The sequence below is a fragment of the Burkholderia sp. WSM2230 genome (genome assembly GCF_000472445.1).
In the GTDB taxonomy this organism is placed as follows: Bacteria; Pseudomonadota; Gammaproteobacteria; order Burkholderiales; family Burkholderiaceae; genus Paraburkholderia.
On the sequence record NZ_AXAJ01000021.1, the window covers coordinates 70,258 to 86,024 of the forward strand.

Consider the following 15,767-nt stretch of genomic DNA (forward strand, 5'->3'; position numbering starts at 1 on the left):
CCCGGTGCCTTATTGCGGTTCGCTGCCGCAGGCAAGCGGAGTCTTCATCGAGCGGGCCGGAGCCGGCACGGGGTTTTGTGGAGCCTGCTGCGTGGAAAGCCAGGCAGCAACCGCGTTCACGTCTTCGTCGGTGAGACGCGTGGCGATGGTGTGCATGCAATCAGGTGCAATGGCGTGGCGCGAGCCCGAACGCCATGCGCCGAGCTGCGCGCTGATGTAGTCGGAGTGCAGACCGACCAGACCCGGAATGGCCGGTTCCATGCCCGTGAGGCTCTTGCCGTGGCAAGCCGCGCAAGCCGGAATCTGCTTCGACGCGTCGCCGTTCAGCACGATCTGCTGGCCGCGCGCGAGCGTGGTTGAGGAAACCGTCGGCTTGGCGGGCGGCGGATACGGCGGACGTTGCTTCGAGAAATACGTGGCGATCTGATGCAGGTAGTCGTCGGAAAGATACGTGACGAGGTAGTTCATGGGCGGATACTTGCGGCGCCCTTCGCGGAAATTCTGCAACTGGTTGTACAGATAGTCGGCCGGCTTGCCCGCGAGACGCGGGAAGTAGTCGTTGTCAGTACCTTGACCGTGCGTGCCGTGGCAGGCCGTGCAACCTTGCACACGCGCTTCCATCGTATCGGGGGCCTTCGGTTGAGTCTGCGCTTTCGCAGCGCTATAGACACCCGCGGAGCCGATCAGCAGAAGGGCAAGCAACGGGCGGAAAATGCGTCTTGAAGACACGCGTAACTCCATCAAAATCGGGGACCTGACCGAACTTCGAGCGGCTCGGTGTGAAGGGCAGCCGGCGCTGCGGCGACGCAGCATTCTATCATCGAAGGGTGATGATGACTATTTGCCGCATCGAGGGCGCTTGCGGTTGTCACAGGCGTGCGACAGTTTGCCGCGCGTCTCGTTGCGGAACTGATCGGCTCGTTGCGACTTCGACCGCCGGCACTCGGTTGCAAGCGCTATACCCGCCGAACTTTTGCGCGCGACGTTGAACCGACCCGCGCCCAAACCATCGAAGCGTACACTTCGGGGCGCGCCCGGCCGCGCATCCGATGTATTGGCGCAAAAGGTCAGCCATCCTGGCCGGCGCGGCAACCCTCGTTTTTCTGTTTACCCGCTATCGGCCTTATATGAAGCTAATCAATCTTTCCCGTCCGGCGTGGCTTGCGTCCGCGCTCGGCGCCGCGGCGCTGCTGCTCGCCTCGACGGCATTCGCGCATGCGCATGTCGTCTCGAGCGAGCCCGCTGCTAACGCAGAAGTGGCCGCACCCGGCGAAGTCACAATCCATTTCACCGAGCCGCTCGAGCCGGCCTTCAGCAAGATGACGCTCGCGGACGCGAACGGCAAGCCCGCCGCTTCTGCCGCGTCGCAGGTCGACAAGCATGACGCGCGCGTCATGCATCTGCCGTTGCCGCAACTCGGCGCGGGCCGCTATGCGGTGCATTGGACTGCGGTCGCCACTGATGGCCATCGTACGCAAGGCGACTTTACTTTCACCGTCAAATGAGCATCGACGGACTGTGGATCGGGCAGGTCGCCATGGCCGCGCTCATGAATATCGCGTTTGCTTTTGCCGTCGGTTCGGCGTTGCTTGGCGCGTGGCTCGCGAATGATGCCAAGGCGAAAATCGCGCCTGCGCAGCCAGCATGGTTGCGCGCGCAACGTTCGCTGCTCACTGCGAGCGTGGTGCTGGTGCTCGCGGACCTCGGGTGGCTGCTGTATCAGGCGGCGTCGATGGGCGGCGTCGCATTGCCCGCGGCGTTCGGCATCGTGCCGACGGTGCTGTCGCAAACGCATGTGGGCTACGGCTGGAGCATCGCGTTTGCCGGCGCGCTGGTACTGCTCGGCACGGCCTTGACGAGCCACGGCGGCATGCTGCGCAATGCGCTGCTGTGGCTCGCGGTGATCGCGATCGCGGCCGGCAAGGCGTCGCTCGGACACGCGTCGGACGCCGGCCCGGCATCGGCGGCGATTGCAATGCAAACGCTGCACGTGCTCGTGACGAGCGTCTGGGGCGGCCTCGCGCTCACGGCCGGCCTCGCCGTGCTGCCGGCGCTCGGCGCGTCGACTGCGCGGGGTGTGCTGATTCGCACGGCCACGCAGGTGTCGAATGTGTCCGTGGTTGCAGTGGCATTCGTGCTGGTTTCGGGCGTGTTCAACGCAGTGCGGGGGTCGGGCGGGTCATTGCTGGCGATAGAGTCGAGCACGTGGGGCCATGTTCTGATCCTCAAGCTCTCGCTCGTTGCGCTGGCACTGGTGCTGGGCGGCCTCAACCGCTTTCTCGCGCTACCGCGCCTGCGCCGCACGGCATCGACGATGGACGCGCATACCTTCGTCAACGTGCTCTATCTGGAGGCGCTTGCGATGATCGGCGTCTTCATCGCGGCTGCCGTGTTGTCGCATAGCGTGCCGGCATTCGCTGCGCTCGGCTGAGCGTGAAACGCGCGTCGACTGCAGGTTCGGCATCCGGCTGCCCGATCCGCTCATTCAAGCCCCAGCCGGTGCCCGACGATAGGCGCACAAAAGAGCGCAATCGCGCAGCCGGCCGCCTTGCCTTCGAGTTCGGCTGCCGCTGCGTGCGCGCCGTAGACATGCGCCAGCAGGTCGAAAAGCTGCGGTATGCAATAGACGACGGCAGCGACGACGAACCATTTCTCGATGGCCGCGATGCGCCAGCCGCGCTCATACGCGAGCGCCGCGCCGATGATGCGCAGCACGCCGAACAGGGCGAGCGCGCCGACGGCCGCCTGTTCGCGCAACAGATAATCCGGAATGAATTCGCCCATGAAACCCCCTGATGCATTCGTTCTTTGAGTGCATTTCAGCAAGGAGTGGGCCATGCATCTGTCTGGTGGCGAACAAAGTCCGGAAAGCTTCTGCCGACGGGCATTTGCGCGTCGTGGGGCAAGATGCTGCGCGTGTTATGGAGGCGCCGCTCGGGGCTAAGCCGTCGAGGTGTTACGTTACTCGCAGAGACACGCGCTTCATGTCACCGTAACGTGCGGCCGCGTCGCGGGAAGTGTTCAGGTGAAGATGGCAAGGAAAACGCCGCCCGCAGGCGGCGTGAGTGAGCCAATCAGTTTGGCGAACCGGGTCACGAAGGAATTCGGCAAGCAAGCTGGGCAAGCTGGTTCAAGAAGCAACCTCACCCAACAGCCGTACCGCTCACCATTCGGCCACGCTGCCGTCCGCGTGACGCCACACGGGGTTGCGCCAACGGTGACCGACCTTGGCCATCTCGCGCACTTTCTCTTCGTTCACCTCGATGCCGAGGCCCGGGCCCTGCGGAATCGACACAAAGCCGTCCTCATATTTGAAGACCTCCGGATTCCTGATGTAGTCGAGCAGGTCGTTGCCCTGGTTGTAGTGAATGCCGAGGCTCTGTTCCTGGATGAACGCGTTGTAGCTCACCGCGTCGATCTGCAGGCAGGTGGCGAGCGCAATGGGGCCGAGCGGGCAGTGCAGCGCGAGCGCGACGTCGTAGGCTTCCGCCATCGACGCGATCTTGCGGCACTCGGTAATCCCGCCCGCATGCGACGCGTCCGGCTGGATGATGTCGACATAGCCGCCCGACAGAATGTGCTTGAAGTCCCAGCGCGAATAGAGACGCTCGCCCAATGCAATCGGCGTATTGGTCTGGTTGACGATGTCGCGCAGCGCTTCCGCGTTTTCCGACAGCACCGGCTCTTCGATAAAGAGCAGCTTGTACGGGTCGAGTTCTTTCGCCAACACCTTCGCCATCGGCTTGTGCACGCGGCCGTGAAAGTCCACGCCAATGCCGATGTTCGGGCCAACCGCCTCGCGCACGGCCGCCACATTGTTGATGACGCCTTGCACCTTGTCGAAGGTGTCGATGATCTGCAACTCTTCCGAACCGTTCATCTTCACGGCCTTGAAGCCGCGCTCGACCACGGCGCGCGCGTTGTTGGCGACGTCGCTCGGACGGTCGCCGCCGATCCACGAATAGACCTTTATCCTGTCGCGCACCTGGCCGCCGAGCAGCGCATGGACGGGCACGCCGTGATGCTTGCCCTTGATGTCCCACAGCGCCTGGTCCACGCCGGCGATCGCGCTCATCGTGATCGGGCCGCCGCGATAGAAGCCCGCGCGGTACATCACCTGCCAATGGTCTTCGATCAGAAGCGGGTCTTTGCCGATCAGATAGTCCGACAGTTCTTCGACGGCTGCGGCGACCGTGTGCGCGCGGCCCTCGACCACCGGCTCGCCCCAGCCGACGATGCCTTCGTCCGTCTCGATCTTGAGGAAGCACCAGCGCGGCGGAACGATGAAGGTTTCGAGCTTGGTGATTTTCATGACGTGCGTCTCCAGTCGTATGCGGAAATATTCGAGGCTTTCCATGCTACAACAAAGTGCTTTAAAGTACTATTAATAGTACTATTCGCCAAATATTGAGCGGCACGGCCGCCGGGGAGAGAAAGCTATTCAGCACGATCTGCATGGGCGCGTCGCCCATCTGCTGGCCACCGCTATTCTGCGCGGCGACTACGCGCCCGAGTCGATCCTGCCGCGCGAGGCCGAGTTGATGGACGCGTTCGGCGTGAGCCGCACGGTGTTGCGCGAGGCGCTGCGCACGCTGACGTCCAAAGGGCTGGTCGAATCGCGGCCGCGGGTGGGCACGCGCGTGCGGCCAAGGCACGCGTGGAATCTGCTCGACGCAGATGTGCTCGACTGGTATTCGCGCGTTGCCGAGCCCATGCAGTTCGCGCTCAAGCTGCAGGAAATGCGCGAGATGATCGAGCCGTATGCCGCTGGTCTGGCGGCGGCCTCGTACTCGGAGAAGACCTTCGGCGCGCTGGCGCAAGCCCACGCGGCAATGTCCGCGGCGCGCAATGTCGACGAATGGGTGCGCGCCGATCTGCAATTTCACCTAAGCGTGCTGATTGCGTGCAGCAACGAATTGCTGATTCCGCTTGGCACGCTGATCGAGCGCACGCTCGAGGCGCAGCTTCGGCTGAATGCGAAACGCGCAGATGTTTTCAACGCGTCGCTTGCCGAGCATACGGCCGTGTTCGAAGCGATCCGCGAGCGTAACGCCGCCGCGGCGCGCGATGCCATGGCGCGCCTGCTGGGCGTGACGCGCGGTCGAATCGAGGCGTGATCAATCCATCGCGGCATGCACCGCCGAGCTGTCATGCGTGTTGCCGCTCGGGCGGATTAGCAGGAGAAGCGGAATTACGAACAGCGTCGCGACGAACATCAGCTTGAAGTCGTTCAGATACGCGATCATCGACGCCTGCTGCGTGATCGACGCGTTCAGCGCCGCGATGTCGTAATTCGAGCCGCTGGCGAGCATTGGCTGGATCGCCGGGTTGAAGGGCGTGACGTTGGCCGCGAGGTCCGCGTGCGAGACCTGCGTGTTGCGCGTCATCAGCGTCTGCACGATCGAAATGCCGATACTGCTGCCGATATTGCGCATCAGGCTATATGTGGCCGTGCCATCCGCGCGCAGTGCTGGCGTCAGCGTCGAGAACGTCAGCGCGCTCAGCGGCACGAACACGAGACCGAGCCCGAAGCCCTGGATCACGCCGGGCCACACGATGTCCGACGCCGACAGCACGATCGTGTAGTGCATCATCTGCCACAGCGCGAACGCCGAGATCAGGAAGCCGGCGAGCAGCAATAGCCGCGCGTCGATCCGCTTCAGCAGCCGGCCGGCGAACAGCATCGCCACCATGGTGCCCGCGCCGCTCGGCGCGGTGACGAGGCCGGTGGTAGCAACCGGATAGTTCATCAGGTTCTGCAACATCGGAGGAAGGAGCGCGCGCGTCGCATACATCACCGCGCCGATCACGAAGATGAACAACGTGCCCGTCGCGAAGTTGGGATCCTTCAGCAGTTCATATTTGAAAAACGACGTCTTGCCGACGGTTGCCGTATGCACGAGAAAGAACGCGAAGCTGATCGCGGCGATCAACGCCTCGATCACGATCTCGTGCGAGCCGAACCAGTCGAGCTGCTCGCCGCGATCCAGCAAGGCCTGCAGCGCGCCAATCGCAAGACCGAGCGTGGCGAAGCCGAACGCGTCGAATTTCGCGTCGGGCTTGGGCGCGCGCGAAGGCAGGAAAGTCGCCACGCCGAACAGCGCAAATGCGCCAATCGGCACATTGATGAAGAACACCCAGCGCCAGTTGTAGCTGTCGGTGAGCCAGCCGCCCAGCGTCGGGCCGAGAATCGGGCCGACCATCACGCCCATGCCCCACACGGCCATCGCCTGGCCTTGCTTCTCGCGCGGATTGATGTCCAGCAGGATGGACTGCGACAGCGGCACGAGCGACGCGCCGAACACGCCTTGCAGCAAACGCGACGCGACGATCTGCATGAGCGTCTCGGACATGCCGCATAACGCGGACGCTACGGTAAAGCCGCCTATCGCGATGATGAGCAGCCGCTTGACGCTCAGCCGGTCGGACAGCCAGCCGGTCAGCGGCGTGGCGATTGCCGCTGCGACGATATAGGACGTCAGCACCCACGTAATCTCGTCTTGCGACGCCGACAGCGAGCCTTGCATATGCGGCAACGCCACGTTGGCGATCGTGCTGTCGAGTGTCTGGATCAGCGTGGCGAGCATGATCGAGATGGTGATCATCGGCCGGTTGAGCGGCGTGGCGGCGGCGCTCGAAGGCGAGGAAGCGGAGGGCATGGCTGTGCAGGGTCGTCGATATAGTAAGCATGCTTATCATATCCGATGCGCCGGCCGGTTCACATCGGGAATTATGCGGAAGCTGAACAGGCTGCCGTGGGCGCGGCTCGACGCGACTCGGCGCTGCCCGGCTTCGCGAAGTCCTTTCGTATAATCGGCGCATGAAAACCCAACTCGAAGAGCGTTTCGGCTTTCTGATTTCCGATGTCGGCCGGTTGACCGGCAAGCGGTTCGACGACCTCGCGAAATCGTCGGTCGATCTGACGCGCGCGCAATGCCGCGTGCTCGCCTATCTCGACCATTACGGCGACACCAATCAGGCGCGGCTCGCGGATCTGCTCGAGGTCGCGCCCATTTCCGCTGGTCGTCTGCTGGACCGGATGGAGGAGGGCGGGTGGATCCAGCGCGCCGCTAATCCGCAAGACCGGCGCGAGCGGCAGGTGCGCATGACGTCCAAGGCGGAACGCGCGCTGGGCAAGGCGCGAGAGGTGGGCGACGAGGTTGCGCTGGAGGCGCTGAATGGCTTCAGCGATGAAGACGCCGCGCAGTTGATCGCGCTCTTGCAGCGCGTGCGCGGCAATTTGAGCCGGCTGGTGGATCGGTGATCGTTGTGTTGAATCGATTTCCCTTCGGCTTTCATAGCTCCTTACCGGCTTATTTCGCCTCGGAGCCCGTTGCCGCGCCCGACGGCGGTGCCAGCTCATAGCAGCCCGGCGCTTTCTTGTCGGCCTCGGGCGCTTGCGGATCGAGGCATTTGAAGGCGCTCTGGTCGCGCTGCACAAAAATCGTGTCGGCTGGGCCGCCGTCGCCGCGAGGCGTATTGACGACGGCGACAATCCTGTAGCCATTCTGCAAAAGCGTCGACAAGGTCATCTGGCTTGCGCGCCACTGGTTCTCGGTGGGAGTTTGCGCGTGGGTGGCGCTCGCAGAAGCGGCGCCGAGAAGCGCGATAGATGCGATGGCCACGGCGCGCGCGGCAGTGCGGAACGTCATCAACAGTCCTCCTTGAAGTTGCGGGTGCCGCTGCCCGGATGATACGTGGACAGCCAGAAACGAAAAAGCCGCTGAACCTTGCGGAACAGCGGCTTTTTCTTGCAACTGGTGGCGAATCAGGGACTCGAACCCCGGACCTGCGGATTATGATTCCGTCGCTCTAACCAACTGAGCTAATTCGCCGAAAGAAGCGAGATTATGAGGATAGCGCCGAGGGCTGTCAACCCCCGGCGCTCAACTTTCTAGGTTGAAGCCTCATGAGCCCGCAGGCGCGGGCCTCAATCCTTCGCGTAAATGTCCGAGTCCTTGGTTTCGCGGACGAACAGCATGCCGATCACGAAGGTAATGACCGCGATCACAATCGGATACCACAAGCCCGAATAGATGTTGCCCTTTGCCGCGACGATCGCGAACGCGGTGGCCGGCAGGAAGCCGCCGAACCAGCCGTTGCCGATGTGATAAGGCAGCGACATCGACGTGTAGCGGATCCGGGTGGGGAACATCTCCACCAGCATTGCCGCAATCGGCCCGTACACCATCGTCACGTAGATCACGAGGATCGTCAGGATCACCACGCTCATCGGCCAGTTGATCTGCGACGAGTCGGCCTTCGGCGGATAGCCGGCGGACTTCAGCGTCGTAGCGAGCGACTTGTCGAAGGCCTTGCCAAGATCCTTCGCGTCGGCCGCCTTGCCGTCATAGGTATTGATGACCGTATCGCCGACCTTGATCTGCGCGAGCGTGCCCACTGGCGCCGCGACGTTCTCGTAGTTCAAGCCGGCCTTGGAAAGCGCGCTTTTCGCGATATCGCATGAACTCGTGAACTTCGACGTACCCACCGGGTTGAACTGGAACGAGCACTCGTCCGGATTGGCGATCACGACGATCGGCGCCTTGGCCGTGGCCGTTTCCAGCGCCGGATTGACATAGTGCGTGAGCGCCTTGAAGAGCGGGAAGTAGGTGAGTGCGGCGATCAGCAGGCCGGCCATGATGATCGGCTTGCGGCCAATGCGGTCCGACAGCGAGCCGAAGAACAGGAAGAACGGCGTGCCGATCAGCAGCGCGAGCGCGATCATGATGTTGGCCGTTGCGCCGTCCACCTTCAGCGTCTGCGTCAGGAAGAAGAGGCTATAGAACTGGCCCGTGTACCACACCACGGCCTGGCCGGCGGTCAGGCCGATCAGCGCGAGAATCACGACCTTGAGGTTCTTCCACTGGCCGAACGCCTCGGAAAGCGGCGCCTTGGAGGTTTTGCCTTCGGCCTTGATGCGCTCGAACACCGGCGATTCATGCAGTTGCAGACGGATCCACACCGAAATGGCCAGCAGCACGATCGACGCGATGAAGGGAATGCGCCAGCCCCATGCGCCGAACGCATCTTCGCCCATGGCGGTGCGCACGCCGAGAATCACCAGCAGCGAGAGGAACAGGCCGAGCGTGGCCGTCGTCTGAATCCACGCGGTGTAAAAGCCGCGGCGTCCCGGCGGCGCATGTTCCGCCACATAGGTCGCGGCGCCGCCGTACTCGCCGCCGAGCGCGAGGCCCTGCAGCATCCGCATGGCGATGAAGATGACCGGCGACGCGATGCCGATTGCCGCATAGCCCGGCAGGAAGCCGACGAGGAACGTCGACAGGCCCATGATCACGATCGTCACGAGGAACGTGTACTTACGGCCGACCAGATCGCCCAGCCGCCCGAACACCACCGCGCCGAACGGCCGGACCGCGAAGCCCGCGGCAAAGCTGAGCAGAGTGAAGATGAAGCCGGCAGTGGGATTGACGCCGGAGAAGAAGCTCTTGCTGATGAAGGCCGCCAGCGAGCCGGCGAGATAGAAGTCGTACCACTCGAAAACCGTACCTAGCGACGATGCGAAGATCACCCGCTTCTCATCGCGCGTCATCGGCACGGGCGAAATGTGTCCGCCAACGGTAGCCATATGTCGTCTCCAATATTGATATGCACGCGGTGCGCCGGCCCGCGGCGACCCGTGCAACCGATTATTGGAGTGAAAACTTACGGCCTACTGACGTGAACGGCGGCAGTCGCCGCGTCGGGTGCGGCGGCCGACGTTCGCGAAAAACCGTCAATCTGTGCGATACCGGCCGCATTTAAGCACTAACCTCGTTCAACGTGCTTTTTCACGCTTTGGGTTCTCAAGTGGCGTTAGGGTAAGTCCTGCCCCGCTCGAGCACATGCAAACTGACGCGCACAAGGGTTCCCGCGAGCCGCGGCGAACTCTGATAGACGTTGTCCTCGATGGTCAGCTCGCCGCCGTGCATGGTTGCGATTTCGCGGACGATCGCCAGCCCCAGGCCGCTGCCGTCGCCTTCGCGGCCGAGAATCCGGTAAAAGCGCTCGATAACCCGCGACCGCTCGGCCACCGGAATGCCGAGCCCGGTATCTTCCACTTCCAGATGTACGAGCCGTGCGGCCGCGTCCTGCCTCACCCGGACCGTGATGCGGCCGCCCGCCGGCGTGTAGCGGATTGCGTTGTCGATCAGGTTCGACAGCATCTCGCGCAGCATGACCGGATTGCCGTCCACTTCGACGGGCTCCTCCGGCGCTTCGTACCCGAGATCCATCTGCTTGGCGAGGGCGGCCTGCACCCAGTCGCGCACGGCGTTGCGCGCGACTTCCGTCACTTCCACCGGCGTGAAGATCTGCCCGGACATGCGGTTTTCGGCGCGCGCGAGCGCGAGCAACTGCGTGACGAGGCGAGCCGCGTGCTCCGAACTCGTCGCGATCTGTTCGAGCGAGCGGTGCACTTCCGCCGACGCGTCCTGCCGCAGCGCCAGTTCAGCCTGCGTGCGCAGGCCGGCGAGCGGCGTTTTCATCTGATGCGCGGCGTCGGCGATAAAGCGCTTTTGCAGTTCCATGTTCTGTTCGAGGCGCGTCAGCAAGTCGTTGAACGACGTGACGAGTGGCTCGATCTCCGGCGGCGCGCGACGCGCCTCGAGCGGCGAGAGGTCGTCGGGACGCCGTGCGCGGATGTGCGCCTGCAGCGCGTGCAGCGGCGCGAGGCCGCGCGAGAGGCCGAACCACACCAGCAGGATCGCGAGCGGCAGGATCACGAACTGCGGCAGGATCACGCCTTTGATGATGTCGTTGGCAAGCTGGCTGCGTTTGTCGAGCGTCTCGGCCACCTGCACCAGCACCGGCTCCGCGCCGGGTGTCTGCGGGAATTCGACTGTCGTATAGGCCACGCGGATGTCGTTGCCGCGCAGCATGTCGTCGCGGAAAGCGACGAGGCCCGGTTGCGGCCGGTCGTCCTCGTGCGGCAGCGGCATGTCGCGTTCGCCCGCCACCAGCTCGCCGCGCGTGCCGAGCACCTGATAGAACACGCTGTCCACATTGTCGGTGCGCAGAAAATCGCGCGTGGAATCGGGCAGCGTTAGCTCCGCCACGCCGTTGACCGGATGAATCTGGCGCGCAAGCACGTAGGCGTCGGTTTCGAGCGCGCGGTCGAACGGCCCGTTCGCGATCGACTTGGCGACCAGATAGGTCACCGCGAGGCTCATAGGCCAGAGCAGCAGCAGCGGCGCCAGCATCCAGTCGAGAATTTCGCCGAACAGCGAACGCGGCCGCGCCTCGGCGACGGCCTCGGATTCGTCGGGCGGGGCGAACGGATTGGCGTAGCGCTCGTCGCGCGCCTCGTCGAGGTCCGCCGCGCGAGCCGCCGCGCGATCTGCGCGTGCGGACATGGGCGTGCTCTATTTGTAGTGATGGCTCGCCGGCATTGCTGCGGACGGCGTCTGCGTTGGCGAGGAGGGCGCCGGCGCGGAGTCGGAGCCGGCGGGCGTGGGCGCGGCGGCGTTCGCATTGGGGCTTGCAGTGCCGCTTGCAGTGGCGGTCCCCGGCGCGACCGCCTTTTCCAGGCAGTAACCCAGCCCACGCACGGTGATGATGCGCACGCCGCTCGGCTCGATCTTTTTACGCAACCGGTGCACATACACTTCGATCGCGTTGTTGCTGACTTCCTCGCCCCATTCGCAAAGATGGTCGACGAGTTGTTCCTTCGACACCAGCCGGCCGATCCGCTGCAGCAGCACTTCCAGCAGGCCGAGTTCGCGCGCCGACAGGTCGATCACCTGATCGTTGATATAGGCGATCCGGCCCACCTGATCGAACGACAGCGAACCATGCCGCACGACGGTCGGGCCGCCGCCCGCGCCGCGGCGCGTCAGCGCGCGCACGCGGGCTTCGAGTTCATTGAGCGCGAACGGTTTGGCCATGTAGTCGTCGGCGCCGAGGTCGAGGCCCTTGACGCGCTCGTCGACGCTGTCCGCCGCGGTCAGAATCAGCACGGGCAGATTGGAATTGCGGGCGCGCAGGCGTCGCAGCACCTCGAGCCCGGACATGCGCGGCAGTCCGAGATCGAGAATCAGCAGGTCGAAACTTTGCATGGACAGCGCGGTGTCGGCCTCCACGCCGTTCTTCACGTGGTCGACGGCATAGGCCGATTGGCGGAGTGATCGAACCAGACCGTCCGCGAGTATGCTGTCGTCTTCGGCAATCAGAATTCGCATGGTGCGCCAGCTCAGGGCGTTGGCCGGCACCTCGGGTGTCCCCCGCGGCGCACAGCGGTCTCCGGAAATTATTGTGGGTGGTTTGGGCAGCGCGACAGTAAAAATGCGCGTTCGCATGAGAATCGCACTTGCCAAAACTACTGTTTTTTTATACAGTGTCTGGGTTTCGTGTGCTGTCCTTTAAAAGTGGACGACACATCTGCCTCAGACGCCGTTCATCATAGCAAAGGACGATTCATGGAAGAAAGCAAGAAAGGCTCGGCTGGACTGACTGCTGAAAAGAGCAAGGCACTCGCTGCCGCCCTCGCGCAGATCGAAAAGCAGTTCGGCAAAGGGTCGGTCATGCGGCTCGGCGCAGGTGAGGTAGTCGAAGACATCCAGGTCGTTTCCACCGGATCGCTCGGGCTCGACATCGCACTTGGCGTCGGCGGTTTGCCGCGTGGCCGCGTGGTCGAAATCTACGGTCCGGAGTCATCGGGTAAAACCACGCTGACACTGCAGGTCATCGCCGAAATGCAGAAGCTCGGCGGCACGGCAGCGTTTATCGACGCGGAACACGCTCTGGACATTCAATATGCGGGCAAGCTCGGCGTGAACGTGAGCGACCTGCTGGTTTCGCAGCCGGACACGGGTGAGCAGGCGCTGGAAATCGCTGACGCGCTGGTGCGCTCGGGCTCCATCGACATGATCGTGATCGACTCGGTCGCGGCGCTCGTGCCGAAGGCTGAAATCGAAGGCGAAATGGGCGACTCGCTGCCGGGTCTGCAAGCGCGTCTTATGTCCCAGGCACTGCGCAAGCTGACAGGCACGATCAAGCGCACCAACTGTCTGGTGATCTTCATCAACCAGATCCGCATGAAGATCGGCGTGATGTTCGGCAATCCGGAGACCACCACCGGCGGTAACGCGCTGAAGTTCTACGCATCGGTGCGTCTGGACATTCGCCGCATCGGCTCGATCAAGAAGAACGACGAAGTGATCGGCAACGAAACGCGCGTCAAGGTGGTCAAGAACAAGGTTTCGCCTCCGTTCCGCGAGGCAATTTTCGACATTCTGTACGGCGAGGGTATTTCGCGTCAGGGCGAAATCATCGACTTGGGCGTGCAGGCCAAGATCGTCGACAAGGCCGGCGCCTGGTACAGCTATAACGGCGAGCGTATTGGCCAGGGTAAGGACAACGCGCGTGAATTCCTGCGCGAAAATCCGGACATCGCTCGCGAGATCGAAAACCGCATCCGCGAATCGCTGGGCGTGAACGCAATGGCCGAGGCAGTGACCGGCGCAGGCGCAGAAGTCGCAGACGAAGAGTAACGACTCCGTGATACGCAAGGGCCGGCCTTTGTCCGATACCGGACGCAACGCGGACGGCCCGCGTAACGAGGGCAGCGAATCGCCGGACCGTTTGGGCCCGGCAAATCTGTCCGAGCCATCCGATTCCCCGGATCCATTCGATCCTTTTGAGTCGTTCGACGCGCATGATCGCGCCGCGGGCCGTGGTCCGCGGCGCGCGCAGTTGCCGGAAACGCAGTCTGGCGAGTCCGCGGAGCCTGTCTATACGCGTTCACGGGGTTCGTCTGGCGCACGCGGTTCGTCCGGCTCGCGCGGTTCATCACGCTCATCCGGCTCCCGCCACGCCCCCGGCTCGAGCTATGCCTCCGGCTCTCGCCACGCCTCCGGCACTCCTTACGCCTCCGGCGACACCGGCACCCCCGGCGACCCCGGGTCCAGTCCGAGCGAAGCCAAAAAATCTCAACGTCCCGCACGCTCCCTCAAAGGGCGCGCGCTCGGCTATCTGTCGCGTCGCGAGTACAGCCGCAGCGAACTCGCGCGCAAGCTGAAGCCCTTCGTCGAAGAAAACGACTCCCTCGATACGCTGCTCGACACGCTGGAGGCGGAGAACTGGTTGTCTGATTCGCGGTTCGCCGAAAGCCTTATCCATCGCCGCTCGTCGCGGCTCGGCGCAAGCCGGATCGTCGGCGAATTGAAGCAGCACGCGGTGGATCAGGCGCTGGTCGAGGAGGCGAGCGCTCAGCTGCGCCAAACCGAACTGGCGCGCGCTCAGGCTGTCTGGCGCAAGAAATTCGGTCAACTTCCTGAAACCCCGGCTGAGCGCGCGAAGCAGGCGCGCTTTCTTGCGTCGCGCGGTTTTTCGGCCGCGACGATCGGCAAAATTCTCAAAGGCATCGACGAAGAATGGAGCGGCGAATAGTGAGTGGGGCAATAGCGGGGCAATGGCGGCAAAGCGTGCCGCCCGCGGTGGCGAGCCACTGCGGCCCCGCGCCCGCCATCCCGGCCATAACCCCACCTATAACCACGCCTATAACCACGCCTATAACCGGCCGGAGGCCGTTCCCGCCGCATTCCGGGCTGTCTCAAATACCCAGTATGCTAAAATTCACGCGTTTTCCAATTCGGCCTTTCCTTTCCGCATGCCGCTTTCCCCGCCAGTGTCCCGTCAATTGCGCCATCGCCGCGCAATCAGAGCGGAAGCTTATGAGCGAGAGGATGGCCTGTGGGATGTGGAAGCGTGCCTGACCGACGAAAAGCCACGCGACGTGGTGCTTGCGTCGGGCGTCCGGCCCAATGGTCAACCGATCCATGAACTCTGGCTTCGCATCACCATCGATCGCAAGCTCAATGTCGTCGACGCCGAGGCGTCGTCCGACTGGGTGCCCTATCCTGGGCTCTGCCAAGCCAGCAATCCCGCCTACCGTGCCCTCATCGGGCTCAATCTGTTCCACAACTTCCGTCGCGATGCTGCCCGTTTGCTGGCCGGCACGGCCGGTTGCACGCATCTCACCGAGTTGTGCGCGATCCTGCCGACCGCCGCGATCCAGGCGTTCGCCGGCGACGTATGGAACACCGGTGACGACGCGCGAGGCGCGAATGGCAGTTCAGAAAACGGTTCGACCGGCGGCAACGCCGAACCTTTAAACGATAAACCGCCATTCCAGTTGGGACGCTGCCAAGCGCTGCGTTTCAACGGGGAGGCAGTGCAGAAGTTTTACCCGCGCTGGTATGGCCATGCGCCACGCCCAGCTGACCGCCCGGCATCGCCAGACAACGGGGCGGCCCGCCACGAAGGCAGGGGCAATGTGCCCGGCATGTTGGACGGTAGCGGAAGCGATGTTTAATCCAACTCTCAGACTGAAGGGAATCACGCATGAAGATTCACGAGTACCAGGGTAAGGAAATCCTGCGGAAATTCGGCGTCGCGGTACCGCGCGGCAAGCCGGTCTTCTCGGTGGATGATGCGGTCAAGGCCGCGGAAGAGCTCGGCGGCCCGGTTTGGGTCGTGAAGGCTCAGATCCACGCGGGTGGCCGTGGCAAGGGCGGTGGCGTGAAGGTTGCCAAGTCGCTGGACCAGGTTCGCGAGTACGCGAACCAGATCCTCGGCATGCAGCTNGTCACGCACCAGACCGGCCCGGAAGGCCAGAAGGTGAACCGTCTGCTGATCGAAGAAGGCGCTGACATCAAGAAGGAACTGTATGTCGGCCTCGTGATCGATCGCGTGTCGCAGAAGATCGTCGTGATGGCGTCGAGCGAAGGCGGCATGGACGTCGAAGAAGTCGCTGAAAAGACGCCCGA

At 63.5% G+C, this 15,767-nt stretch carries 16 protein-coding genes and 1 tRNA gene; 8 read left to right on the top strand and 9 right to left on the bottom strand.

Annotation, left to right across the window (positions count from 1 at the left end; all coding sequences use genetic code 11):
* Positions 1–9: 9 nt before the first annotated feature.
* Positions 10–741, bottom strand: a complete 732-nt coding sequence (locus tag A3AC_RS0127330) for a c-type cytochrome (RefSeq protein WP_025602597.1) — start codon at positions 739–741, stop codon at positions 10–12.
* 386 nt (positions 742–1,127) lie between these two features.
* Between A3AC_RS0127330 and copC the strand changes: the two genes are divergently transcribed.
* The gene (gene copC, locus A3AC_RS0127335; protein ID WP_025602598.1) at positions 1,128–1,505 is read left to right on the top strand and encodes a copper homeostasis periplasmic binding protein CopC; all 378 of its coding nucleotides are present in this window, start codon (positions 1,128–1,130) and stop codon (positions 1,503–1,505) included.
* A complete protein-coding gene (locus tag A3AC_RS0127340; protein WP_025602600.1) occupies positions 1,502–2,431 on the top strand; it encodes a CopD family protein in 930 nt (309 codons plus the stop codon). The genes copC and A3AC_RS0127340 overlap by 4 nt, the downstream gene beginning before the upstream one ends.
* Before the next feature lie 50 nt (positions 2,432–2,481).
* On the opposite strand, the gene A3AC_RS0127345 is transcribed toward A3AC_RS0127340, so the two are convergent.
* Together A3AC_RS0127345 and dgoD are read right to left on the bottom strand one after the other, a co-directional pair.
* On the bottom strand, positions 2,482–2,784 hold the full coding sequence (locus tag A3AC_RS0127345; protein WP_025602602.1) for a hypothetical protein: 303 nt from the start codon (positions 2,782–2,784) through the stop codon (positions 2,482–2,484).
* A 379-nt stretch (positions 2,785–3,163) separates the two neighbouring features.
* On the bottom strand, positions 3,164–4,312 hold the full coding sequence (dgoD, locus tag A3AC_RS0127350; protein WP_025602604.1) for a galactonate dehydratase: 1,149 nt from the start codon (positions 4,310–4,312) through the stop codon (positions 3,164–3,166).
* A 94-nt stretch (positions 4,313–4,406) separates the two neighbouring features.
* Here dgoD and A3AC_RS0127355 point away from each other — a divergent pair, with 94 nt between their 5' ends.
* On the top strand, positions 4,407–5,117 hold the full coding sequence (locus A3AC_RS0127355) for a FadR/GntR family transcriptional regulator (protein WP_035475987.1): 711 nt from the start codon (positions 4,407–4,409) through the stop codon (positions 5,115–5,117).
* Here the strand turns inward: A3AC_RS0127355 and A3AC_RS0127360 are convergent, their stop codons facing one another.
* Positions 5,118–6,659 (bottom strand): DHA2 family efflux MFS transporter permease subunit, encoded by a 1,542-nt coding sequence (locus A3AC_RS0127360; RefSeq protein WP_025602608.1) that lies wholly within the window; start codon positions 6,657–6,659, stop codon positions 5,118–5,120. It abuts the gene before it with no gap.
* A gap of 161 nt (positions 6,660–6,820) precedes the next feature.
* Between A3AC_RS0127360 and A3AC_RS0127365 the strand changes: the two genes are divergently transcribed.
* Positions 6,821–7,264, top strand: coding sequence for a MarR family winged helix-turn-helix transcriptional regulator (locus A3AC_RS0127365; protein WP_025602610.1), 444 nt, complete (start codon positions 6,821–6,823; stop codon positions 7,262–7,264).
* A gap of 49 nt (positions 7,265–7,313) precedes the next feature.
* On the opposite strand, the gene A3AC_RS0127370 is transcribed toward A3AC_RS0127365, so the two are convergent.
* The 5 genes from A3AC_RS0127370 to A3AC_RS0127390 all read right to left on the bottom strand — a co-directional run bounded on the left by A3AC_RS0127370 (position 7,314) and on the right by A3AC_RS0127390 (position 12,179).
* On the bottom strand, positions 7,314–7,652 hold the full coding sequence (locus A3AC_RS0127370) for a hypothetical protein (protein ID WP_025602612.1): 339 nt from the start codon (positions 7,650–7,652) through the stop codon (positions 7,314–7,316).
* Positions 7,653–7,758: 106 nt separating this feature from the next.
* Positions 7,759–7,835 (bottom strand) — tRNA-Met (locus A3AC_RS0127375).
* Between the two features lie 95 nt (positions 7,836–7,930).
* Positions 7,931–9,589, bottom strand: a complete 1,659-nt coding sequence (locus A3AC_RS0127380; RefSeq protein WP_025602614.1) for an MFS transporter — start codon at positions 9,587–9,589, stop codon at positions 7,931–7,933.
* Between the two features lie 217 nt (positions 9,590–9,806).
* Complete coding sequence (locus A3AC_RS0127385) at positions 9,807–11,354, bottom strand: sensor histidine kinase (protein ID WP_025602616.1); 1,548 nt, start codon at positions 11,352–11,354, stop codon at positions 9,807–9,809.
* Between the two features lie 9 nt (positions 11,355–11,363).
* Entirely contained in the window at positions 11,364–12,179 is an 816-nt protein-coding gene (locus A3AC_RS0127390) for a response regulator transcription factor (RefSeq protein WP_025602618.1), read from the bottom strand.
* Positions 12,180–12,416: 237 nt separating this feature from the next.
* Here A3AC_RS0127390 and recA point away from each other — a divergent pair, with 237 nt between their 5' ends.
* From recA to A3AC_RS0127410, 4 genes are all read left to right on the top strand, one after another.
* Positions 12,417–13,490, top strand: coding sequence for a recombinase RecA (gene recA / locus A3AC_RS0127395; RefSeq protein ID WP_013340413.1), 1,074 nt, complete (start codon positions 12,417–12,419; stop codon positions 13,488–13,490).
* A gap of 7 nt (positions 13,491–13,497) precedes the next feature.
* Positions 13,498–14,388, top strand: a complete 891-nt coding sequence (recX, locus tag A3AC_RS0127400) for a recombination regulator RecX (protein ID WP_025602620.1) — start codon at positions 13,498–13,500, stop codon at positions 14,386–14,388.
* A 220-nt stretch (positions 14,389–14,608) separates the two neighbouring features.
* Positions 14,609–15,313 carry a DUF2889 domain-containing protein gene (locus tag A3AC_RS0127405; protein WP_025602622.1) on the top strand — a complete coding sequence of 235 codons (705 nt, stop codon included), beginning with the start codon at positions 14,609–14,611 and terminating at the stop codon, positions 15,311–15,313.
* 29 nt (positions 15,314–15,342) lie between these two features.
* A partial coding sequence (locus A3AC_RS0127410) for an ATP-grasp domain-containing protein (protein WP_025602624.1) occupies positions 15,343–15,767 on the top strand: 425 nt, incomplete at its 3' end.